This window comes from Rathayibacter sp. VKM Ac-2760 (genome assembly GCF_009834185.1).
GTDB lineage: Bacteria > Actinomycetota > Actinomycetes > Actinomycetales > Microbacteriaceae > Rathayibacter.
This window is the reverse complement of record NZ_CP047173.1, coordinates 3,898,826-3,920,810: the sequence shown is the minus strand read 5'-3', so window position 1 is coordinate 3,920,810 and position 21,985 is coordinate 3,898,826. Positions and strand designations below refer to the sequence as shown.

Here is a 21,985-nt window from a genome sequence, read left to right as displayed (position 1 = left end):
GCGCGCTCCCCGGCGGGGGGAGAACGTCACGCCCTCGAAACAGCCTCGGCATCTGCGCTCCCTAGCGTGGGCCACGGTCTCCGCGGTCGGCGCGGAGCACGACGCCGCTGAACGGGGCACACATGAGTGGGAACACGGTCCGCCGCGACGCGATCAAGGACGTCGAAGCCTACGTCCCGCCCGCGGTCGTCTTCGATCAGACCGAGGCGCCGGGCGAGATCTTCGGCTCGAACGTCTTCAGCACGATCGTGATGCGGCAGCGCCTGCCGAAGTCGGTCTTCAAGTCGGTCATGGCCACCATCGAGCACGGCGCCGTGCTCGACCCGCTGGTCGCCGACGCCGTCGCCTCGGCGATGAAGGACTGGGCGCTCGAGAAGGGCGCCACCCACTACGCGCACGTTTTCTACCCGCTCACCGGGCTCACCGCCGAGAAGCACGACAGCTTCTTCGAGCCGGTCGGCGACGGCTCCGCGCTGGCCGAGTTCGCCGGCAAGACCCTGGTCCAGGGTGAGCCGGACGCGTCGAGCTTCCCCAACGGCGGGCTCCGCAACACCTTCGAGGCCCGCGGCTACACCGGCTGGGACGTCACCAGCCCGGCCTACGTGCTCGAGAACCCCAACGGCAACACCCTCTGCATCCCGACCGTCTTCGTCTCGATGACCGGCGAGGCCCTCGACCACAAGACGCCGCTGCTGCGCTCGCAGCAGGCGATGGGCGAGCACGCCGTCCGCATCCTGAAGCTGTTCGGGCACGTCGCGCCGAAGCCCGTCGTCTCGTTCTGCGGGCCGGAGCAGGAGTACTTCCTGATCGACCGGCACTTCTTCCTCGCCCGCCCCGACCTGCTGAACGCCGGCCGCACCCTCTTCGGCACCAAGCCGCCCAAGGGCCAGGAGTTCGACGACCACTACTTCGGCGCCATCCCGGAGCGCGTGCTCGGCTTCATGATGGACACCGAGCGCGAGCTGTTCAAGCTCGGCATCCCCGCGAAGACCCGGCACAACGAGGTCGCGCCGGGCCAGTTCGAGATCGCCCCGATGTTCGAGCGCGGCAACATCGCGGCCGACCACCAGCAGCTCCTGATGACCACGTTCAAGTCGGTCGCGAAGAAGCACGGGATGGAGTGCCTCTTCCACGAGAAGCCCTTCCTCGGGGTCAACGGCTCGGGCAAGCACGTCAACTTCTCGCTCGGCAACAGCGAGCTCGGCTCGCTCCTCGTCCCCGGCGACACCCCGCACGAGAACGCCCAGTTCCTGGTCTTCTGCGCCGCGGTCATCCGCGCGGTGCACCGCTACGGCGGGCTGTTGCGCGCCTCCGTCGCCTCGGCCTCGAACGACCACCGCCTCGGCGCCAACGAGGCCCCGCCCGCGATCATCTCGATCTTCCTCGGCGACCAGCTCGCCGACGTCTTCGAGCAGCTCGCGAAGGGCCCGGCGACCTCGTCGAAGGGGCGCGGCGCGATGCAGATCGGCGTCGACACCCTGCCGATCCTCCCGACCGACCCGGGCGACCGCAACCGGACCAGCCCGTTCGCCTTCACCGGCAACCGCTTCGAGTTCCGCGCGCCGGGTTCGATGCAGTCGGTCGCCGGCCCGATGGTGACGATCGCCACGATCATGGCGGAGTCGCTCGACTTCGCCGCGACCGAGCTCGAGACCGCGGTCGCCGCCGGCACCGACTTCGACACCGCGGTGCAGGACCTCCTCACCGCGATCATCACCGAGCACGGCGCGGTCGTCTTCAACGGCGACGGCTACGCGGACGCCTGGCCGATCGAGGCCGAGAAGCGCGGCCTGGCGAACCTGCGCACGACGCTCGACGCCCTGCCCGAGCTGATCACCGACTCCGCCCTCGAGCTCTTCGAGAAGTACAAGGTCTTCAACCACCGCGAGATGCACAGCCGCTACGAGATCGGCCTCGAGCAGTACGCGCTGTCGGTCGGCGTCGAGGCGCGGCTCACGCTCGAGATGGGCACGACCTCGATCCTGCCCGCCGCCGTGCGGCACCAGACCGAGGTCGCGCTGAACGCCGGCGCGCTGAAGTCCGCGGGGGTGGAGCCGGATCTCGCGCCACTGCACGAGGTCAGCGCGCCGATCGCCGATCTGCGCACGGCGCTCGCGACCCTCAAGGACGCCCTCGCCGCGGAGTCGGGCCACACGGCCCTCGCCGAGGCGGAGCACGCCCGTGCGGCGCTGATCCCGGCGATGGCGGCGGTCCGCGAGGCGGCCGACACGATCGAGGGGCTCATCGCCGACGACCTCTGGCCGCTGCCGACCTATCAGGAGATGCTCTTCATTCTGTGACCGGGCCCGCCCTGCTCCGCGTCGGTCAGCGCGCGCGGAGCAGGGCGAGGAACTCGTCGGCCATCGCCAGCTGGTCCTGCAGCTTCGCGCGGCGGAGCGACGCCTCCTCCTCGAAGGCGGCCAGCTGTGCGCGGATCGCCGCGATCTCCTCCGGGGACTCCGCCTGCTCCAGGCTGTCGACGACGCGCAGCAGCTCGGTCATCGCGTCGAGCGTGTAGCCGAGCGGCTTCATCCGGCGGATGAGCAGCAGGCGGTCGAAGTCGCGCTCGGTGTAGAGGCGGAACCCGCCCTCGGTGCGGCCGCTGGGCTTCAGCAGTCCCACCTCGTCGTAGTGCCGGATGGTCCGCAGCGACAGCGTCGACCGGTCGGCGAGCTCGCCGATGCGCATGGTCGCCTCGACCTCCTCGGCCGTCAGCTCGGTGCTGCGCGCGTCCGTCCGCTCGGTGCTGCGCTCGTCCGTCATCTCGACTCCGTTCCGTCAACCCTCACGTTACGGTAGGTTGGTCCGTCGTGTCCGTCCCCACCAGCCCCACCAGCCTGCCCGGCCCCCGCCCCGCCCCCGGGCACCGCGTGATCACCGTGCTCGACGCCCTCCGCTCGCCGCGCCAGCTCTCCCGCGAGGTCCTCGCCGGCATGGTGACGACCCTCGCGCTCGTGCCCGAGGTGATCTCCTTCTCGGTCGTCGCGGGAGTGGACCCGATGGTGAGCCTCGTCGCCTCGATCGTCCTCGCCCTGACCATGTCGATCCTCGGCGGGCGCCCCGGCGTGATCACCGCGGCCGCCGGCTCCGTCGCGCTCGTGATCGCGCCGCTCGTCTCGGAGCACGGCGTCGAGTACGTGCTGCCGACGGTGATCCTCGCCGCGGTCATCCAGATCGTCTTCGGTCTCGCCGGTCTCGCCCGGCTGATGCGCTTCATCCCGCGCTCGGTGATGATCGGCTTCGTCAACGCGCTCGGGATCCTGATCTTCCTGGCGCAGGTGCCCCACGTCATCGGAGTCCCCTGGATCGCGTATGCCCTCTTCGCCGCGACCCTGCTGATCATCTTCGTGCTGCCCCGCTTCACCACCGCGGTGCCGGCCCCGCTCGTCGCGATCGTCGTGGTGACGGCCGTCGTCATCCTCGCGAACCTCGCCGTCCCGGACGTCGCCGACGAGGGGCCGCTCACCGGGCAGCTCCCCGGCATCACGCCGTTCCTCGTACCGCTGAACCTCGCGACCCTGCAGCTGATCCTGCCGACCGCGCTCAGCGTCGCCTTCGTCGGCCTGATGGAGACGCTGCTCACCGCCAAGCTCGTCGACGAGATGACCGGCACGCCCTCGCACAAGGGTCGCGAGTCCTGGGCGCTCGGCGTCTCGAACCTGCTCGCCGGCTTCTACGGCGGCATCGCCGGCTGCGCGATGATCGGCCAGACCGTGCTCAACGTGAAGACCGGCGGCGCGCGCACCCGGATCTCCACGATCGTCGCCGGCGTCTTCCTGCTCGCGCTGGTCACCGGCCTCAGCTCCGTGATGGGCCGCATCCCGATGGTGGCGCTCGCCGCGGTGATGATGATCGTCGCGATCACGACCGTCGACTGGCACAGCCTCCGCCCCTCGACCCTGCGGCGGATGCCCGTGCCGGAGACGCTCGTGATGGTCGTCACCGTGGTCGTCGTCGTCGCGACCGACAACCTCGCGCTCGGCGTCCTCGTCGGCGTGATCCTGGCGATGATCCTCTTCGCCCGCCGCGTCGCCCACGTCATCGCGGTCGAGCGCGCCCTCGCCGACGACGGCGCGTCCGTCCGCTACACCGTGACCGGCCCGCTCTTCTTCGGCAGCAGCAACGACCTCGTCGACCGCTTCGCCTACTCCGACGACCCGGCCGCCGTCGTCATCGACCTCGGCCGCGCCCAGATCTGGGACGCCTCCACCGTCGCCGCCCTCGACTCCATCGAGACCAAGTACCGCGACCACGGCGCCACCGTCACCATCGAGGGCCTCGACGAGCGCAGCACCGGCTTCCACCGCCGCCTGACGGGCCGCCTCGGCAGCTGACCCGCGTGCCTGCTGATCGAGCGGCCCGCGCAGCGGGCGGATCCTGCTGATCGAGTAGCCCGCGCAGCGGGCGTATCTTGCTGATCGAGTAGCCCGCGCAGCGGGCGTATCTTGCTGATCGAGTAGCCCGCGCAGCGGGCGTATCGAGATCCACCTCCGCCGAACGCACCGGTGACAGCGGGTCTCGATACGCCCCTGCAGGCCTCGTCGACCAGCATGGTCCGGCTTGCGCGCGCGGAGTCGGTTGGAGGAGCCTCGGAGGCCCCCGGAGTACGCTCGCGCGCACCCCTTCCGACGATCAGCAAGGAGCACGACCATGACCGACGACGCTCAGGGCTTCACCCTCACCCGCCTGTTCGACGCGACACCCGAGGAGATCTGGAGCGCGTGGACCGACCCCGACGAGATCGCCGAGTGGTGGCACCCGCGCGGTCTGACCACCCCGCGCGACTCCGTCGACGTCGACCTCGAGGTCGGCGGCAAGTACGCCTACACGATGGTCTCGACCGCGAGCGAGGAGACCTACCCGACCGGCGGTGAGTACCGCGAGATCAAGGCTCCCGAGAAGCTCGTCTTCACCTGGGGCGAGCCCGGCGACGCGGACGCGCCCGTCGTGACCGTGTCGATCCGCTCGGCCGGCGAGCTGACCCGCCTCACCTTCGAGCTGGCCGGCGTCGACGGCGAGAAGGGCGACGACTCCTTCTACGACGGCTGGGACCAGGCCCTCGACGCCCTGGCCGACCACCTCGACCCCGCCGCCACCGTCGCCGGCTGACCCGGACGCCGCCGCGCGGCGACAGGTCGGTCTGCGCGGCACGGGGCCGCTCTAGGCTGCGTCTCCATGACGGGACGGCCGACGGCGCGCATCTACATCGACGGGTTCAACCTCTACCGGCGGGCTCTGGACGGCAGGCCGCACCTGAAGTGGCTCGATCTGCGGACTCTGGCTCAGGCGATCATGCCCGACCACGAGGTGACCTTCGTCCGGTACTTCACGGCGAACGTCCGCCCCGGCATGTCGGTGGACGTGCAGGCACCCATCCGGCAGCAGACCTATCTTCGCGCCCTCGCGACGGATCCGCTGGTGTCGATCCATCACGGGCGCTTTCGCAACGACAACCGGTGGATGGACGCCGTTCCGCTCGTCGTCGATCCCGCCACCGGGCGATACGTACAGGTCAAGGTGCGCAAGGTGGAGGAGAAGGGTTCGGACGTGCATCTCGCCGCGAGGATGATCGCGGATGCCCACCGGTCGCTGGCCGACATCTACGTTCTGCTCTCCAACGACTCCGATCAGGTGCCGCCGCTCGAGATCCTGCGCGAGTCCGGTCATGACTTCGGCATCGTCTTCCCCATGCCGTCGGCGCGGAGTTCGAAGGAGCTGGTCAGGACGGCGCCGGCGTTCATCGGACATGTCACGGATTCCGTGCTGGCCGCATCGCGGTTCCCGGATCAGCTCGTCGACGGCAAGGGGCGGGTCTTCCATCGCCCGCCGGCCTGGACATGACCACCGCGGTCGTGTACGGGCTGGTGCACGGACGGACGGGGCGCACATGCCGAAGGCCCCGCCGGAGCGGGGCCTTCTAACCGGTAACCGAGGTATCCGGGGGTGTCCGATCATCGTAGACCGGCGGGAGGAGCGAGCGTCCGTGCCGACGCGAAGCGACGCGCGCTGCCCAGGGCCTGCCCAGGGCGCGGTGACAGGCTGGCGGGAGCCGATGACGGCGATCCGGACGAGGGAGCAGTACCCGGCAGCACGACAAGACTGACTCGAAGGAGTGAGTCGTCGTGTCCTGGATCGTCCTGATCGTCTCCGGTGTCCTCGAGGCCGTGTGGGCTACCGCCCTCGGCAAGTCCGAGGGGTTCACCCGGCTGTGGCCCACGGTCGTCTTCGGGGTCGGAGTCGTCGCCAGCCTGTCCGGGCTCGCCTGGGCGATGCGCGACCTGCCCACGGGCACCGCCTACGCCGTCTGGGTCGGGATCGGCGCCTCGCTGACCGTCCTGTACGGCATGTTCTTCGGCGGCGAGGGCTTCTCGCTGGTGCGCACGCTGCTGGTCCTCGGGATCGTCGGCTGCGTGATCGGGCTGAAGCTGCTGCACTGAGCGCCTTCGCAGGCGACGTGACGCGCCGGTGCATTGCAGGAGAACGATCGTTCCCCTAGGCTCGGAACCCCAGGGACAGCACCGGTACGGCAGGTGCTCCCCGCCCCGAAGGAGGAACCATGCCCACTCGTTCTGCACGCACCGCCTGGAACGGCTCGCTCGAGACCGGCGAGGGCCAGGTCGAGCTCTCCAGCTCGAAGCTCGGCACCTACGACGTCTCGTTCCCCAAGCGCGCCGCTGACGACGCCAACGGCTCGACCAGCCCCGAGGAGCTCCTCGGCGCCGCGCACTCCGCCTGCTACGCCATGCAGTTCTCGGCCGTCCTCGGCCAGGCCGGCGGCACCGTGGAGGCGCTCGACGTCCGCGCCGACGTCTCGCTCGGCCCGGACTCGGCCGGCGGCTTCAAGCTCACCAAGATCGCCCTCGTCGTCAGCGGCGAGGTCTCCGGCATCGACGAGGCCGCGTTCCTCAAGGCCGCCGAGGACGCGAAGAACACCTGCCCCGTCAGCAAGGCGCTCACCGGAGTCGAGATCACCCTCGACGCCACCTTCGAGAGCTGACGCTCCCCGCACACCGAGAAGCACACCGAGAAGCACACCGAGAAGCACCCCGTCGCGCACTGCGGCGGGGTGCTTCTGCGTCAGCCCTCCGTGCGGTAGCGGAACCCCGCGCCGAGGTGCTCCTCGGGCAGCCGGTCGCCGCGGCCGTGCAGCTTCTGGCGCAGGCTCCCCTCGACGTACTCCTCCGGGTAGGCGCCGCGGCGGCGCAGCTCCGGCACGATGAACTCGACGACGTCCTCGAACGTCCCGGGCGTGATCGCGTAGGCGAGATTGAAGCCGTCGACGTCGGTGTCCTCGACCCACTCCTGCAGGTGGTCCGCCACCTCGGAAGGCGAGCCGACGACGAACGGGCCGAGGCCGCCGATCGCGCCGAGCTTCGCGATGTCGCGGACCTTCCACTCGCTGCCGTCCTCGTTCGCCTCCTGGAAGTTGGCGACGGTCGACTGGATCGCGTTGCTCTTCACGTTGCCGATCGGCTCGTCGAGGTCGTACTGCGACAGGTCGATGCCCATCCAGCCGGACATGAAGACCAGCGCGCCCTCCTCGCTCGCGTAGGAGAGGTAGTCGCGGTGCTTCGCGTGCGCCTTCTCGCTGGTCTCGTCGGTGATGATCGTCAGCAGCGTGTAGATCTTGGCGGAGTGGCGGTCGCGGCCGGCCGCCTCGAGGGCGTCGCGGATCCGCGAGACGGTCGCCTTCAGACCCGCCTTGGTCGAGGACGCGACGAAGATCGCCTCCGCGTTGCCCGCCGCGAAGCGGATGCCGCGCGGCGACGCTCCGGCCTGGTAGATGACGGGCGTGCGCTGCACCGACGGCTCGGAGAGGTGGATGCCGGGGACGGTGAAGTTCTTGCCGCTGTGCCCGATCTCGTGCACCTTCGCCGGGTCGGTGAAGACGCCGGACTCGCGGTCGCGGATCACGGCGTCGTCCTCCCACGACCCCTCCCACAGCTTGTAGAGCACCTCGAGGTACTCGTCGGCGACGTCGTAGCGGTCGTCGTGCTCGAGCTGGTCCTCGTGGCCCATGTTGCGCGCGGCGCTGGGCAGGTAGCCGGTGACGACGTTCCAGCCGACGCGGCCCTTGGTCAGGTGGTCGAGCGTCGACATCCGGCGCGCGAAGGGGTACGGGTGCTCGTAGGCGGTGCCGGCGGTGATGCCGAAGCCGAGGTTCTCGGTCGCGGCGGCCATCGCCGAGACGAGGAGGATCGGGTCGTTGACCGGGACCTGCGCGCCGTGCCGGATGGCGGCCTCGTTGGAGCCCCCGTACACGTCGTAGGTGCCGAGCACGTCCGCGATGAAGATGCCGTCGAAGGTGCCGCGCTCGAGCAGCTTCGCGAGGTCGGTCCAGTAGGAGAGGTCCTTGTACCGCCAGGACTGGTCCTGGGGGTGGCGCCACATGCCCGAGGACTGGTGGGCGACGCAGTTCATGTCGAAGGCGTTGAAGCGGATCTGGCGAGTCATGGACTCGATAGTGCCGAGCGCACCCGGGAGCGCCCTCCGCCCCCGACGCACGGCGTCACAAACCGACGCCCGTCGGCCTGCGGGCGCACAACGCGAATCAGCGCGTCCACTGATTCGGGTTGTAGCATCAACCCGAATTAGCGCGTTCGTCGATTCGGGTTGTGAGGGGAGCGGGATGACGTCCGAGTGGCCGGTGCACGAGTACGAGACGCGCCCTTGGCGACAGACCGTCCGAGCCGGCACGCGCGCGGACCGGATGCTCAGCGAGGTCGTCGTCGCACTGCCGCCGCTGATCGCGGAGTCGTCGTGGGAGCCTCCACCGGTCTCCCGCCCGGCGCTCGACGACGCGAGACACGCGGTCATCGCCCTGGACGCGGAGTACGGGAACCGGCTCGGCTCCCTCGGCCGGCTCCTGCTCCGGACGGAGGCGGTCTCCTCCTCGAAGATCGAAGACGAGGACGCGAGCCTCGAGGACTACGCCCGCGCCACCGTCGGCATCCGGGCGAACTCCAGCGCGACGTCGATGGTGGCCGCGGCCGAGGCGATGACGAGCATGGTCGACGCCGCCGGCCGGACCGGCCTGATCGACGAGGCCGCGATCCTCGCGGCCCACCGGGTCCTGATGGCCGACGACCCGGTCGACGCGCGGTACGCCGGCGCCTACCGGCCGATGCAGAACTGGATCGGCGGCAGCGATCACTCCCCGCGCGATGCCGTGCACGTCCCGCCGCCGCCGGAGATCGTGCCGGAGCTCATGGCCGACCTGATCGCGTTCTCGAACCGCAGCGACCTCGACCCGATCGTGCAGGCCGCGATCGCGCATGCGCAGTTCGAGTCGATCCACCCCTTCACCGACGGCAACGGGCGCATCGGCCGCGCGCTGATCAACGCGATCCTCCGCCGCCGGGGACTCACCACGACCACGGTGATCCCGGTGGCGTCCGCACTCGTGGCGGATCGCACGCGCTACTTCGACCTGGTGAATCGCTGCCGGGACGGGGAGATCGCGCCCTTCGTCGACGAGCTCGCGCGGGCCTGCGCGATCGCGGCTCCCGAGTCGGCCCGGACGGCCGCCGTCCTCGAGGCGCTGCCGTCGACCTGGCGGGCGGCTGTCCGGCCGCGCGCGGGAAGCGCGGCGGCGCTCCTCCTCGACGGGCTGCTCGACCACCCGATCGTCACGACCGCCCGCGCGATCGAGCTGACAGGACGGGCGCCCTCGAGCGTCGGTGCGGCGATCGGGCAGCTCGTCGCCGCCGGCGTGCTGACGGCGCTGACCGACCGCAAGCGGGACCAGGCCTGGGTCGCGGTCGACGTCCTCGACGAGCTGGCCGACCTGGAGGACCGCATCGGCTCGGCGATGCTCGAGGCGCGGACGGCCTGAGCGGCGTCGGTAGGGCCGGGCTGCGCCTACGCGAGCTCGCGGTGCAGGAAGCGCACGTGCTCGCGGAGCTGGAACACCTCGCCGCCCTCGTGGCCGTTGAAGGGGTAGACGCGGATCTCGCGCGAGCCCGCGTAGCGGTTGTAGGAGGCGTAGACCGTGGACGGCGGGCAGATCTCGTCGAGCAGGGCGACGGAGAACATCGCCGGGACCTCGGCGTGCGGCGCGAACGAGGTGCCGTCGAAGTAGGAGAGCGTGTCGAAGACGAACGCCTCCGAGCCGCGGTGCGTGCGCAGGTAGCGCACGACCTCGCCGTAGGGCATCGACTCGACGATCCGCACGGCGTGCCCGATGTGGCTGAGGAACGGCACGTCGATGATCGCGGCGCGCGCCGACTCCGACTCGCCGAGCAGGCCCAGGATGCCCGCGACGGCGAGGCAGATGCCGCCGCCCTGGCTGCCGCCCGAGATCGCGACGCGCGAGGGATCGACGGCGGGGTGCGCCCGCAGCACGTCGAGCGCGAGAACCGCGTCGGTGAAGACGCGGCGGTAGAAGTGGTCGGCGGGCGACTCGATGCCCTGGGTCATGAAGCCGCTGACGTGCGGGCCGCTGCCGACGGGGTCGGGGGTGACGCCGCCGCGGTGGCCGGAGCCCTGGCCGCGGGTGTCCATCACGAAGTGCGCGTAGCCGGCGGCGCTCATCGCGGTCCACTCGTCGACCAGGCCGCGGCCGCCGCCGTAGCCGATGTAGGTGACCAGCGCGGGGAGGGGCCCCTCGACGCCGCGGGGGAGGATCAGCCAGCCGCGGATCGGGTGGCCGCCGAAGCCGGAGAAGGTGACGTCGAACGTCTCCAGGAGCGGGAAGCCGGCGTCGACGGGCTCGAAGACGGGCTCGACCGCGAGGCCGCGGGCCTCGGTGATGGTCTCGCGCCAGAAGTCCGCGAAGCCCGCGGGCTCCGGCAGGTCGGGCTGGTACTGCTCGAGGAGCTCGAGCGGGAGGTCGAACTGCGGCATCGCGGTCTCCGGGGTCGTTCGTCAGCGGACGCTCGAACCTATCGCGGCGACGCGCGTCCGCGGTGCCTGGACGCGGCGTGGGAGTGCGCCCCAGGACGGAATTCCTCCCCTCCGCGGGCGTTCCCTTCCCCATGACCACTTACGGAATCATCGGAGCAGGCAACATCGGCAGCCAGGTCGCGCGCGCGGTCCTCGCCCAGGGCGACGAGGTCGTGATCGCCAACTCGCGCGGTCCCGAGACCCTCGCCGACCTCATCGCGGAGCTCGGCCCGAAGGCGCGGGCCGCCACGGCGCAGGAGGCGGCCGAGGCCGCGGAGATCGCGGTCGTGACCGTGCCGCTGAAGAACCTCGAGCAGGTGCCGGTCGCGCCGCTCGCCGGCAAGATCGTCCTCGACACGAACAACTACTACTTCGAGCGGGACGGCCGCATCGAGGCGCTCGACAAGGGCGAGACGACGGTCAGCGAGATGCTGCAGGAGCACCTCCCGGAGTCGAAGGTCGTCAAGGCGTTCAACCACATCATGGCCGCCGACATCACGACGACGGGCACGCCCGCCGGCACCGAGGACCGCCGCGCCCTCGCGACGTCGAGCGACTACCCGGAGGCCGTGCACTTCGTCACCGACCTCTACGACCGCCTCGGCTTCGACACCGTCGTGATCACCCCGCTGAGCGAGTCGTGGCGCGTCGAGCGCGACCGCCCCGCCTACGTCGTGCGCCAGAACCGCGAGGAGCTCGAAGCCAACCTCGCGAAGGCGCCGCGCACCGTCTGACCGGGCCGCCGAGGGGGCGGCGCTGATCGCCTGCGACACTGGACTGCGACCAACCGCGCACCAGTGAGCCCGCCGGCTCCGAGAGGAGAGGTCCGCGCATGCCCCCCGTCACCCCCGCACTCCCTGCCCGTCCGCCCCGTCACGGCCTCTCGCGCCGCGGCGTCGTCCTCGGCGGCCTCGCCGTGCTGCCGCTCCTGAGCGCCTGCACCTTCGACTCCGCCGGTCCCTCGGACTCGGAGCCGCAGGAGGCGCCGCGCACGCAGACCGCTGCGCCCGCCGGTCCGGTGGCGCTCGCCGCCGACGCCGTGAGCGCGAGCGCGCTGCTGTTCACCGCGGCGCCGCTCGTCGTCGTGGTGGAGGACGTGCCCGCGTCGGTGCTGCTGGCCGCACAGGTGAGCATCGCCTGGGGCGTGCCGCTGCTGGTCGAGGGCGCGGCATCGCCCGCGACGGCCTCGCCGTCGCCGTCCGCTTCGCCGTCCGCTTCGCCGATCGACGCGGAGCTCGCCCGCCTCGGCGCCTCCCGGATCCTCGCCGTCGGCGCCGTTGCCGAGCACGCGGGCGTCGAGTCCGTGTCCGCCGCCGTCGATGCCGCCGCGATCGAGGAGGCGACCGGCGTGAGCGTCGGCGCGCTCGACGTCGCGGGCCTCATCGCCCTCGCTCCCGGCGCTCCCGCCGACCCGCCGTTCGGCGCTCTGCCCGCGCGCGCCGAGCCGCTGACCGGAGTGACCGCCCTGGCCCAGGCCGCCGACGCCTCGGCCATGGCGAACGCGCGCGCGGCCGGCGTCCCGGTGACCCTCGTCGCCGACGGCGTGACCGACCTGCTCGCCTCGGGGCCGGCCGTCACCGCGATCGCCGACGCGAGTGCCGCCTGCACACTGCTGCTCGGCCCCGTGCTCGCCGCGCAGTCGCTGCCGGACTGGTCGGTGCGCGCCGCCGCGAGCGGCTGGCAGCTGCCCGGCGGCGGGCAGCGTCTCTTCGGCGGCCACCTCTTCGTCGCGATCTACGGCACCCCCGGCGCTCCGGTGCTCGGCGTGCTCGGCGAGCAGGGCCTCGACGCGACCATCGCGCGGGCGGAGGCGGTCGCCGAGCCGTACCGCTCGCTCACCGACCTGCAGGTGGTGCCGAGCCTCGAGATCATCACGACCGTCGCGGCAGGCAGTGCCGGCGGCGACGGCGACTACTCCAACGAGCTCGACGCCGCGGGCATCCGCCCCTACATCGACGCGGCCGCGGCGGCGGGCATGTACGTGGTGCTCGATCTGCAGCCCGGCCGCTCCGACTTCCTCAGCCAGGCGCAGGCGTACGAGGAGCTGCTGCGCCTGCCGAACGTGGGCCTGGCGCTCGATCCGGAGTGGCGGCTCGCGCCCGACGAGGTGCCGCTCGCGCAGATCGGCCGGGTCGAGGCCGCCGAGGTCGACAGCGTCTCGACCTGGCTCGCCGACCTGGTGCAGAGCGCGGGACTCCCGCCGAAGATGTTCGTGCTGCACCAGTTCCGGCTGTCGATGCTGCAGGACCGCGAGAGCATCCGCCGCGACCGCCCCGAGCTCGAATTCCTGATCCACGTCGACGGCCAGGGCGGCCAGCCCGACAAGCAGGCCACCTGGAACGCCCTGCACGAGGGCGCCCCCGAGGGCATCGCTTGGGGCTGGAAGAACTTCTACGACGAGGACCTCCCGATGCTGACCCCCGCCGAGACCATGTCCGAGGTCGCCCCCCTCCCCGACCTGGTCACGTACCAGTAGCCCCCTCCCTCCCGCGAGATGCCACTTGTGCACGCGACACGCCGCGAAATGTGCACACAAGTGGCATCTCGCGGAGGGGGTCAGCCCGTCACGAGGAGGGAGTCGAGGAGGAGGGTGCGGCCCTGGGCGGCGGGGTTGCGGTCGGGGGTGGCGCGGAGGGAGACGGTGTGCACGCCGGCGGGCAGCACTCCGCTGGTCCAGACGGTCTGCCGGTAGCGGGTCGTGCTGCTGTAGCGGTCGATCCGGGCGACGCGGACGCCGTCGACGTAGACCTCGTTGATGCCGCCCGAGGGGGAGAGCCGGCTGATCCACTGCACGCCGGTGCCGGTGAACGTCATCGTCGCGGTCGCGGTGCTGCTCGAGCTGTAGGTCGAGCCGCCGCCGTCGTCGGACGCGGCCTTCAGCGCCGTCCAGGTGCCGGAGAGGGCGAGGGCGGAAGAGGTCTCCTGGTAGCGGCCGGGGCCGGGGGCGCCGGTGGTCGGAGTCGGCGTGGGCGTCGCGGTCGGGCTCGCCGTCGGGGTGGGGGTGCGAGTGGGCGTGGGCGTGGGTGTGACGACTGGCCCGGTGTCGTCGATCGTGAAGCGGTAGGTCGGGCTGGTTCCGGTGTTGCGCGCGGGATCCTTCGCCTTCGCGGTCATCTGGTACGAGCCGGCGGGGTACTTCGTCGAGTCGAAGGGCAGCGTGTACGTGTCGTTCGGGCCGGGGACGCCGCGGCCCAGCACGGTGCCGCCGAGGTAGAAGCTCAGGCTGTAGATCCCGGACGCGTCGGTCGCCGTCGCGGTCAGCGTGATCGTGCCGGACACGACCGCGTTCGCCTTCGGGGTGAGGAGCACGACCTTCGGCTTGACGGTGTCGACTCCCGCGGTGGGCGTGGCGGTCGGCGTGGGCGTGGGCGTCACTGTCGGAGTCGGCGTGGGCGTGGGCGTCACTGTCGGAGTCGGCGTCGGTGTCGTCCCGCCGCCCAGCGCCGCGATCGCGCTGCCCGCGAGCAGGAAGGCGCCGACGCAGAACGGCGGCGAGTCGCTGATCAGGGTGCCGGCCGAGGTGGCCGTCGCGGCCGTGCGCGGTGCGGCCGCGGAGTAGCTCCCGGCGGGCTGGAAGCCGACCGACTGACAGCCGGTCACGAAGCCGCTCGGCTTCAGCGAGACGGTCGTCAATCCCTGCCACGCCCGGGTGACGGCGGGCAGGTAGGTCGCCCGGTCGAGGGTCCCGGAGGAGATGCCCGCGGCGAGCGCGTAGGCGAACAGCGCGGTCGCGCTCGTCTCGGGCGCGGGGAAGGCGCTGCTGTTCAGCAGGCTCGATCGCCAGAGCCCGTCGGAGCCCTGCAGTCCGATCACGCGGGCGGCCATCGTCCGCAGCATGGCCTGGTACGGGACGGCGCGCGCGTCGCCGGCGGGGAGCGCCTGGATGACGTCGGCCATCGCCGCCATCGCCCAGCCGTTGCCGCGGCCCCAGAAGACCTTGTTCCCGGCGGCGTCCGGCACTCCGACGTAGCGGCAGTCGCGGTACCAGAGTCCCTCCGCGGCGTCGAAGAGACCGGACTGCGGCTTGGCCGCCCCCGCGCACCGGTCGCTGAGCGCGCCCTGGTCGCGGGACCACTCGTAGAGGGCGTCCATCTTGGCGAGGTAGGCGGGATCGTTCTTCCGCTTCGACCAGGACGCCCAGTTCGGCAGTCCCATGAAGAGGGCGTCCGACCAGTCGTACTGATCGAGCGGGAGAGTCGCGAGCCCCTGCGCCATCCGGGCGTCCATCGACGTCAGCGACGCGCGCGGGTCGGAGGCGTTCAGCGAGTGGTAGACCTGGCCGGCCTTCAGGTCGTCCGGGTCGAGCCCGGTCGTCGCGACCTTCCAGGCGGTGAGGCCGCCCCAGGTCATCCCGTCGGCGAGGTAGGCGGGGTTCCCGGACGCCGCGTAGAGCGCGTTCTCACCCTGCGCGAAGGTCGCCCAGGACCAGCCCGCGAGGCTCGGCGTCGGCGCGAGCGTGATGATCGGCCGGTAGTAGTCGGCCGCCAGCGACGTCGACGCGAGGATCGACGAGGCGGAGGGCAGCGCCTCCGAGGACAGCGGCGCTGCGGGCGGATCCGCCGCCTGCACGGCGCCCGCGGTCAGCAGGGGGACGAGAACGAGGGCGAGTGCCGCCCGCAGAGCCGACATGGTCGCTCCAGATCGTGCGCGCAGAGGGACGGAGCGCGCTCAGAAGGGGAACCCGGCGGGCAGGGACCGCTGGGGAGAACGGAGGAGAACACGCCCGGAGTCAGAGGCTGCATCTGCGGGGATCCGGTCAAGCACGCACGTCGTCGTGCGGCAGCACCCCGACCCTAGCGTTCCCCTGAGTGCGCGCACTACCTGCGCTCTCCGCGAGATGCCACTTATGAGCGCGACACGCCGCAGAAGGCGTGCACAAGTGGCATCTCGCGGAGGGGGCAGGGCGCGGGGGTCAGGAGGAGACATGGGCGGCCTCGCGGCGGCCCTCCTCCTTGGCCTGCTCGACGAGGGCGGCGACGCGGCGGCGGGAGCGGGTGCGGCCGGCGAGGAGCGCGGCGAGGATCAGGGCGATGCCGAGCAGCACGGCGAGCTGGGGGAGCGGGACAGCCGCGGTGGTGGTCGACTCGGTGACGGGGGCGATGTCGACGGGGTCGAGGCCGTCGGGGGTGACGACGGTGGGGGCGACGGTGAGGTCGGTGCCGACGGCGAAGAGGGGCCAGACGTCGTCGAGCTGGAGAGTGACGGCGCGGCGGTCGCCGGGGAGGAGCTCCTGCGCCGCGGCGTCGGCGGCGACGAGCGGCGCGGTGGCGCCCTGGGTGCTCGCGCTGCCGTCGAGCAGCAGGCGGACGTTGCCGGTGTTGACGATGTCGGCGGTGACGGTGAGGGCGCCGGGCTGGAAGGGGTTCCAGGAGAGGCGGTAGTCGCCGGTGAGGTTCTCGACGGCGACGGCGGGGGCGACGTCGCCGGTGACCCGGGTCATCACGCGGAAGCCGATGCGGCTCTCGACGCCGACGGAGGAGCCGCCGACGTCGGTGCCGACGGAGACGAGGGAGGCGGCGAGGCCGGCGGCGTGATCGCCGGGCTCGGCGTTGTCGGGGACGGTGACGGTGAAGGGGACGATTCCGGTGCCGCCGGGCTCGACGGTGACGGTCTCGGGGGCGGTGATCCAGGTGCCGGCGTCGACGGACTCCTGATCCGAGGGGAGCATGTTGAAGCGGCCCTTGTCGGTGAAGTAGCCGTCGGCCGTGTCGATGCGGAAGGTGACGGTCTGGTCGCTGAGGTTGCGGACCGCGGCCTGCTCGTCGGCGGTGGCGCCGGGGTCGAGGTCGAGCTCGACCCAGGAGCGCTTGTCGACGGCGCCGTCGGTCGCGGGGCTGACCGCCCAGGTGACCTGATCGGTGGCGGTCGCGGCGAGGGCCGGGGGAGCGGCGGAGAGCGCGAGCGCGGCGACGACGACGGCGAGGAGGGTGCGGAGAACGGTGGTCATGGGAACCTCAGGATCTCACGGGGGGAAGCACGATGCGGCCGGGCGGTGAGGCCCGGCCGCATCGTGGCGATGCTCACTCGAAGAGGGAGAGGGTGAGCGTGGAGCTGTAGTCGCCCGCGTCGACGGTGGTCGGGGTCTTGAGGGTCAGGGCGGCGTTGGCGGTCCAGGAGCCTTCCTCGGCGATGCCGGCGGAGTCGTTGGTGAGGGCGAGGAGTTCCTGGTCGACGAGGCCGACGGCGTCCTCGCCGCCGTCGATGGCGGGGTCGACGACGTCGCCCTCGGCGACGAGGCCGGAGTCGCCGCCGTCGAGGAGGTTCGGGGCCCAGCCGAGGTTCTCGGCGCCGATCGTGTCTCCGGTGGTGGAGGTGAAGTCGGTGGAGGTGCCCAGGACGTACCAGCCGGCGTCGGCGGGGATGTCGGCGGGATCGCGGGTGTCGGTCACCGTGACGGTGGGGAGGGTGCCGGTGAACTGGCGGGCGACGCCGTCGGAGCCGTTCTCGGTGAGCGCGGTGGTGTCGCTCGCGACGGTCATCGAGAGCGAGCCGGGCGTGGTGAGCGGGGCGATCTGCACGTTGACGTCGACGTCGTCGGTGCCCTGCTGCTCGTCGGCGAACGCGGTCCCGGCGACGCCGAGCAGGAGCAGGCCTCCGGCGATGCCGGCGGCGCCGCGGGTGAGGAGGGATCGAGCCGTGAAGGTGTTGTTCTGCATGCGGGTGTTCTCCGTTCTCGAGACGGCGTCGTCGCCGTCCGGGTCAGTGGTGTGGGGTCAGTGGTGTCGGGTGGAAGGAGGGAAGGGAGCGCGTCAGCCGCAGCTCGCCGCCGCGTACGGCGCGGTGGCCGTCGCGGTGGCGGGCTTGCCCGCGACGAACGCGGTGGCCGTCGTGGTCGCCTCGCCGGCGGGCAGCGCGGCGGTGCGGGTCGTGAAGGAGTGCGTGACGGTCTTGCCGGCGCCCACCTCCGCGAACGTCTTGGAGCCCGAGGTCGAGGTGATGACGACCTTCACCGGGAAGGCGTTCGGGTTCGTCGCGAGGACCGAGAGGACGACCTTGCCCTGCACGCAGCGGGTGCTCGCCGTGGCGGTGACCGCGATGGCCGGAGTCGCGCTCGGCACCGTCTGCGGGCTGACGCTGGTGAGGGTGGGGACGACCTTCTGCATCAGGCCGGTCGCCGGGTCGAAGGTGACCTTGTCGATGGTGGTCTCGCGGTGCTGGCCGTCTCCGCCGGGGATGGCGAAGCGGTGGTAGGCGATGTACCAGTCGTCGGTGCCGGGGACGTTGATGATCGAGCTGTGGCCGGTGGCGAGGATGCCCTGCGAGGGGTCCTTCTCCAGGATCACGCCGCGGTAGGTCCACGGTCCGTCGATGCTCGTCGAGGTCGCGTAGCCGACCTTGTAGTTCTCCGAGCCGGTGTCGTCGATCGAGTAGGTCAGGTGGTAGAGCCCGTTGCGGTAGTTCATGAACGCGCCCTCGCGGAAGTCCGTGAGGCCCGAGATCGTCTTGATGGTGCCCGCCTTGATCGAGAGCATGTCGTCCGAGAGCTCGGCGTACACGGGTGCGCCGTTGCCCCAGAAGAGGTAGCTCTTGCCGGTGGCCGGGTCGGTGAACGCGGCCGGGTCGATGGCCTGGCCGGACTTCACGGACTCGCCGTTGGTGATCATCGGGGACGGCTGCGCGGTGAACGGGCCCATCGGGTTCGAGGCGACCGCGACTCCGATCGTCTTGCGGTCGAGCGCCGCGTTCTGGCCGGAGAAGTAGAAGTAGTACTTCCCGCCCTTCTCGATGATCGTCGGCGCCCAGGCGTTGCCGGTCGCCCACGGGACGTTCCCGTTCGCGCCGTCGAGGGTCAGGATCGGCTGCGCGGAGCGGGTCCAGTCGACGAGGTTCTTCGAGGACCAGGCGTAGAAGGTCTTGCCGCCCCAGCCGGGGAAGCCGTCCGAGGTCGCGTAGAGGTAGTAGGTGTCGCCGAAGACCGCGATGTTCGGGTCGGCGTAGAGACCCGGGAGGACGGGGCTCTTCATCTCGACGGCCTTGAGCGTCCAGGTGGTGGTCGCTCCGCCGCCGGCCGGGGTCAGCACGACGGTCTGCGGGGTGCGCAGGTCGCGGACGGTGCCGGAGGCGGGGCTCGCGGTGACGCCCGCGGCGGTGGAGTAGGTGGGGGTCAGCTTCGAGCGGTCCGTGCCGGGCTTCACCGGGAGGGTGACGGTGCGGGTCGCCTGGTCGACGATCGGTGCGGTCTTGAGCACGTCGCCGGTGAGCGTGACGTCGGCCAGCACCGTGGTGTTGCCGGAGGAGGCGAGCACCTCCGCCGAGCTCAGCGCCCGGTTGTAGAGCGCGAACTCGCGGACCTGACCGCGGAAGCGGTTGTCGGCGTCGTAGTTCGAGCGGCCGAGGTAGTTCGCCGTCGTCGTGCCGCCGCCGATGTCCTTCGGGTCGGCCGTGACGGTGCCGCCGCCGACGCGGACGCCGTCGAGGTAGAGCGTCGCGGTGGTGCCGGAGAGCGTGTAGGTCAGCTGCGCCCACTGCCCGCGGGGGACGGCCGAGCCGGAGGAGACGGTCTGCTCGGTGGTGTAGTTCCCGGTGGTGAGGCTGGTCCGGTAGTTGTTGCCGGAGGTGAAGAGGTAGCCGTCACCCGCTCCGTTGGTGGTGTTGCCGAGGCCGTAGAGGAAGTAGGCGCCGCTCTGCGCGGGGTCGATCCAGACCTCGGTCTGCACGGTGACGTCGGTGACGCCGGCGAGCAGGTTGTCCGGCAGCTTGATGTAGTCGTCGGTGCCGTCGAGCTTCACGGAGCCGGTCTGCCAGGCGCCGCCCGAGACGATCGTGCCGTTCAGGCCGTTGCCCGAGCTGTCGGTGACGGTCGTGCCGGAGCCGCCGTCGAAGGTGTAGCGGAGGATCTCGCCCTTCGCGTTCACCGGCTTCGGGGTCGGCCCGGTGCTCGTGGCGCCGTAGGCCGCAGTGATGCGGGCCTCCTCGGCGCTGGAGAGCCGCAGCACCGAGCCGTGGCGGAAGGGCTTCGAGAAGGAGTAGGTGTTCGCTCCGGTCGTGCCCACCGGCAGGGCGGTGAAGCGCATGTCCGCGAGGGTGTCGGTGACGTAGGCGGAGTAGCCGAACGAGTCGCCCATCACGACCCAGCGGCCGTCGGGCAGCTGGTAGACGGTGAGGCCCTCGAGGTGGTCGGAGAGGCCGCGGGAGGTCTCCTCGCCGCGGGCGATCACGCGGGTCCACGGGCCGGCGAGGCTCGAGGCCTTGTCGACGACGGTGCGCCAGTCGGAGGTGGAGAAGCGGTAGTAGGTGCTCCCCTCCTTGGCGATGGTGGTGTCGATGATGCTCGGGCCGCCGTTCGCCGCCGCGTTCTCGTCGAGCCACACCTTCGGGGTCGAGAAGCTCATGAAGTCGCGGGTGGTCGAGACGTAGACGCGCTGCGCGGAGGCTCCGCCGGTCAGCGTCTTGTCGCGGGCGGCCCAGTAGACGTAGTACTGACCGGTCACGTCGTCCCAGATCGCCTCGGGGGCCCAGACGTTGCCCGCGTCGGGGAAGCCGGCGAAGACGATGCTCTGGCTGCTCCAGTTCACGAGGTCGGTCGAGCGCCAGACGACGAGGTCCTTGCTCGCGTTGGTCTGGTCCCAGGTGCCGCCGGGAGCGGTGCCCTCGGCGTGCAGGTCGGTGCCGAGGATCCAGTACTCGTCACCCGTGGGGGAGCGCACGAGGTGCGGGTCGCGGACGCCGAGGGTGCCGCCGAGGTTGGCGAGGATCGCCTTGTCGCTGTTGAGCTTGGACCAGTGCAGGCCGTCGGTGCTGGAGCCGAAGTAGATCTTCTCGTAGTCGGTCGAGGCGAAGTGGGTCCAGAGGTAGCCGGCGTCGTACTCGGTGTCGAGGTTCGCGGGCGCGGCGGTCACGGTGACCGGGAGCTGCCGGGTGGCGGTGGTGCCGGCGATCGTCGCGGTGAGGGTGACCGCGGTGGACGCGGCCTGGCGCTTGACGACGCCGGTGGTGCTGACGACGGCGGTGTTCGAGGAGGCCCAGGTGACGTCGTAGGCGCCGGCCTTCGCGGGCAGCGTGACGTTGCCGCGGACGTCGCCGGCGTTGACGATGCTCAGCGCGTCGAGCGCCTTCTGCGCGTCGGCGTTCGCGTCCTGCGCGTTCACGGTGGCGGTGAAGGTGCGCGTCTGCGTCGCGGAGCCGCGGGTGACGGTCGCGGTGAGCACGGCCTGGGCGGTGCCCGTGGCGGGCCGGGTGACGACTCCGCTCGAGGAGACGACGGCGGAGTTGCTGGAGGACCAGGCGATCGCCGAGCCGTTGGGCCCGGTGGTCGGCAGGGTGAGGTTCGCGGTGACGGCGGAGAGGTCGCCGAGGCTCAGCGCGGCGGCGTCGCGGGTGGTGCGCGTGGTGTCGCTCGCCTGGAGGGTCGCGACGTCGGCGGCGCTGAGCGCGCTGCTGTAGATGCGGAAGTCGCGCACCGAGCCGGCGAGGAACTTGTCGCCGGTGTAGACCGAGCGGCCGATCGCGTTCGCGGTGGTGCTGCCGCCGCCGATCGCGCCGGGGGTGATGGTCACGCCGGTCTGCTGCGCGACCTGGGCGCCGTCGAGGTAGAGCCGCGCGATGTCGGAGGCTTCGTCGAGCGTGTAGGTGAGCGTCTTCCAGACCCCGCGGGCGAGGTCGGCTCCCGAGTTCACGGTCTGCTCGGTGGTCCAGTTGCCGGTGGCGATGGAGGTCTTGTAGCTGTTGCCCGTCGTGTACAGGTAGCCGTTGCCCGCGTTGTTCGTCGTGTTGCCGAGGCCCCAGATGAAGTACGGCGTGCCCTGGCTCGGCTTCACCAGCACCTCGGTGCTCACGGTGATCGAGCTGAGGCCGGCGAGCACGTTGTCGGGCAGCTTCACGAAGTCGTCGACGCCGTCGAGCGTCACGCCCGCGGCGCCCGAGGCGACCGCGCCGCCGGAGAGGACACCGTCGCGGCCCTTGCCGGAGCTGTCGACGGCGGTCGTGCCGCTGGTCGCGTCGAGCGCATAGCGGAGGACGAGATCATCGGCCGGAGCGGCTGCGGCGGACTGCGCCGTCAGCAGCGGGACGGTCAACGCGACGGCCGTCACGAGGACGAGCGGTCGCAGGAAGGGCTTCATCGCACTAACTCCTTGTTCGGCACCATTGCTGAAGGGAAAGG

16 protein-coding genes and 1 riboswitch are annotated in these 21,985 nt (G+C 71.4%); of the genes, 9 read left to right on the top strand and 7 right to left on the bottom strand.

The genetic code is table 11. The features are described from left to right. Nucleotides 1–122 precede the first annotated feature (122 nt). Nucleotides 123–2,300, top strand: coding sequence for a glutamine synthetase III (locus GSU72_RS17935; protein WP_159986250.1), 2,178 nt, complete (start codon nt 123–125; stop codon nt 2,298–2,300). A gap of 25 nt (nt 2,301–2,325) precedes the next feature. Here GSU72_RS17935 and GSU72_RS17930 read toward each other — a convergent pair whose 3' ends face one another. After that, the gene (locus tag GSU72_RS17930) at nt 2,326–2,688 is read right to left on the bottom strand and encodes a MerR family transcriptional regulator (protein WP_244256148.1); all 363 of its coding nucleotides are present in this window, start codon (nt 2,686–2,688) and stop codon (nt 2,326–2,328) included. 182 nt (nt 2,689–2,870) lie between these two features. Here GSU72_RS17930 and GSU72_RS17925 point away from each other — a divergent pair, with 182 nt between their 5' ends. The 5 genes from GSU72_RS17925 to GSU72_RS17905 all read left to right on the top strand — a co-directional run bounded on the left by GSU72_RS17925 (nt 2,871) and on the right by GSU72_RS17905 (nt 6,997). Then, nucleotides 2,871–4,334: a SulP family inorganic anion transporter gene (locus tag GSU72_RS17925; RefSeq protein WP_244256147.1), complete on the top strand. Its 1,464-nt coding sequence runs from the start codon at nt 2,871–2,873 to the stop codon at nt 4,332–4,334. Nucleotides 4,335–4,650: 316 nt separating this feature from the next. Continuing rightward, a complete protein-coding gene (locus GSU72_RS17920) occupies nt 4,651–5,109 on the top strand; it encodes an SRPBCC domain-containing protein (protein ID WP_159986248.1) in 459 nt (152 codons plus the stop codon). Nucleotides 5,110–5,175: 66 nt separating this feature from the next. Beyond that, the gene (locus GSU72_RS17915) at nt 5,176–5,841 is read left to right on the top strand and encodes an NYN domain-containing protein (protein WP_159986247.1); all 666 of its coding nucleotides are present in this window, start codon (nt 5,176–5,178) and stop codon (nt 5,839–5,841) included. 202 nt (nt 5,842–6,043) lie between these two features. Then, a riboswitch (guanidine-III (ykkC-III) riboswitch) is annotated at nt 6,044–6,109 on the top strand. A gap of 13 nt (nt 6,110–6,122) precedes the next feature. After that, nucleotides 6,123–6,437 (top strand): multidrug efflux SMR transporter, encoded by a 315-nt coding sequence (locus GSU72_RS17910; protein ID WP_159986246.1) that lies wholly within the window; start codon nt 6,123–6,125, stop codon nt 6,435–6,437. Nucleotides 6,438–6,556: 119 nt separating this feature from the next. Then, a complete protein-coding gene (locus GSU72_RS17905; protein ID WP_159986245.1) occupies nt 6,557–6,997 on the top strand; it encodes an OsmC family peroxiredoxin in 441 nt (146 codons plus the stop codon). An 80-nt stretch (nt 6,998–7,077) separates the two neighbouring features. Here the strand turns inward: GSU72_RS17905 and GSU72_RS17900 are convergent, their stop codons facing one another. Then, on the bottom strand, nt 7,078–8,454 hold the full coding sequence (locus GSU72_RS17900; protein WP_159986244.1) for an LLM class flavin-dependent oxidoreductase: 1,377 nt from the start codon (nt 8,452–8,454) through the stop codon (nt 7,078–7,080). Nucleotides 8,455–8,629: 175 nt separating this feature from the next. Between GSU72_RS17900 and GSU72_RS17895 the strand changes: the two genes are divergently transcribed. Then, nucleotides 8,630–9,835: a Fic family protein gene (locus GSU72_RS17895; protein WP_159986243.1), complete on the top strand. Its 1,206-nt coding sequence runs from the start codon at nt 8,630–8,632 to the stop codon at nt 9,833–9,835. Between the two features lie 26 nt (nt 9,836–9,861). On the opposite strand, the gene GSU72_RS17890 is transcribed toward GSU72_RS17895, so the two are convergent. Then, nucleotides 9,862–10,845, bottom strand: coding sequence for an acetylxylan esterase (locus GSU72_RS17890; RefSeq protein ID WP_159986242.1), 984 nt, complete (start codon nt 10,843–10,845; stop codon nt 9,862–9,864). 131 nt (nt 10,846–10,976) lie between these two features. On the opposite strand from GSU72_RS17890, the gene GSU72_RS17885 reads away from it, so the two are divergent. Beyond that, a complete protein-coding gene (locus GSU72_RS17885) occupies nt 10,977–11,618 on the top strand; it encodes an NAD(P)-binding domain-containing protein (protein ID WP_159986241.1) in 642 nt (213 codons plus the stop codon). Between the two features lie 98 nt (nt 11,619–11,716). Next, nucleotides 11,717–13,360, top strand: coding sequence for a hypothetical protein (locus GSU72_RS17880; protein ID WP_244255875.1), 1,644 nt, complete (start codon nt 11,717–11,719; stop codon nt 13,358–13,360). An 80-nt stretch (nt 13,361–13,440) separates the two neighbouring features. Here GSU72_RS17880 and GSU72_RS17875 read toward each other — a convergent pair whose 3' ends face one another. The 4 genes from GSU72_RS17875 to GSU72_RS17860 form a co-directional block, all read right to left on the bottom strand. After that, nucleotides 13,441–15,513 (bottom strand): glycoside hydrolase family 88 protein, encoded by a 2,073-nt coding sequence (locus GSU72_RS17875; protein WP_159986240.1) that lies wholly within the window; start codon nt 15,511–15,513, stop codon nt 13,441–13,443. A gap of 283 nt (nt 15,514–15,796) precedes the next feature. Beyond that, complete coding sequence (locus GSU72_RS17870) at nt 15,797–16,831, bottom strand: DUF916 domain-containing protein (protein ID WP_159986239.1); 1,035 nt, start codon at nt 16,829–16,831, stop codon at nt 15,797–15,799. 73 nt (nt 16,832–16,904) lie between these two features. Further along, nucleotides 16,905–17,540 carry a hypothetical protein gene (locus tag GSU72_RS17865; RefSeq protein ID WP_159986238.1) on the bottom strand — a complete coding sequence of 212 codons (636 nt, stop codon included), beginning with the start codon at nt 17,538–17,540 and terminating at the stop codon, nt 16,905–16,907. 93 nt (nt 17,541–17,633) lie between these two features. Then, nucleotides 17,634–21,944 carry a family 43 glycosylhydrolase gene (locus tag GSU72_RS17860; RefSeq protein WP_159986237.1) on the bottom strand — a complete coding sequence of 1,437 codons (4,311 nt, stop codon included), beginning with the start codon at nt 21,942–21,944 and terminating at the stop codon, nt 17,634–17,636. Nucleotides 21,945–21,985 lie beyond the last annotated feature (41 nt).

What these genes read in the sequence shown, in the direction of transcription:
- GSU72_RS17935 (WP_159986250.1), top strand. Translation starts at nt 123, where the DNA reads ATGAGTGGGAACACGGTCCGCCGCGACGCGATCAAGGACGTCGAAGCC.
- GSU72_RS17930 (WP_244256148.1), bottom strand. Translation starts at nt 2,688, where the DNA reads ATGCGCATCGGCGAGCTCGCCGACCGGTCGACGCTGTCGCTGCGGACC.
- GSU72_RS17920 (WP_159986248.1), top strand. Translation starts at nt 4,651, where the DNA reads ATGACCGACGACGCTCAGGGCTTCACCCTCACCCGCCTGTTCGACGCG.
- GSU72_RS17915 (WP_159986247.1), top strand. Translation starts at nt 5,176, where the DNA reads ATGACGGGACGGCCGACGGCGCGCATCTACATCGACGGGTTCAACCTC.
- GSU72_RS17905 (WP_159986245.1), top strand. Translation starts at nt 6,557, where the DNA reads ATGCCCACTCGTTCTGCACGCACCGCCTGGAACGGCTCGCTCGAGACC.
- GSU72_RS17900 (WP_159986244.1), bottom strand. Translation starts at nt 8,454, where the DNA reads ATGACTCGCCAGATCCGCTTCAACGCCTTCGACATGAACTGCGTCGCC.
- GSU72_RS17895 (WP_159986243.1), top strand. Translation starts at nt 8,630, where the DNA reads ATGACGTCCGAGTGGCCGGTGCACGAGTACGAGACGCGCCCTTGGCGA.
- GSU72_RS17890 (WP_159986242.1), bottom strand. Translation starts at nt 10,845, where the DNA reads ATGCCGCAGTTCGACCTCCCGCTCGAGCTCCTCGAGCAGTACCAGCCC.
- GSU72_RS17885 (WP_159986241.1), top strand. Translation starts at nt 10,977, where the DNA reads ATGACCACTTACGGAATCATCGGAGCAGGCAACATCGGCAGCCAGGTC.
- GSU72_RS17880 (WP_244255875.1), top strand. Translation starts at nt 11,717, where the DNA reads ATGCCCCCCGTCACCCCCGCACTCCCTGCCCGTCCGCCCCGTCACGGC.
- GSU72_RS17875 (WP_159986240.1), bottom strand. Translation starts at nt 15,513, where the DNA reads ATGTCGGCTCTGCGGGCGGCACTCGCCCTCGTTCTCGTCCCCCTGCTG.
- GSU72_RS17870 (WP_159986239.1), bottom strand. Translation starts at nt 16,831, where the DNA reads ATGACCACCGTTCTCCGCACCCTCCTCGCCGTCGTCGTCGCCGCGCTC.
- GSU72_RS17865 (WP_159986238.1), bottom strand. Translation starts at nt 17,540, where the DNA reads ATGCAGAACAACACCTTCACGGCTCGATCCCTCCTCACCCGCGGCGCC.
- GSU72_RS17860 (WP_159986237.1), bottom strand. Translation starts at nt 21,944, where the DNA reads ATGAAGCCCTTCCTGCGACCGCTCGTCCTCGTGACGGCCGTCGCGTTG.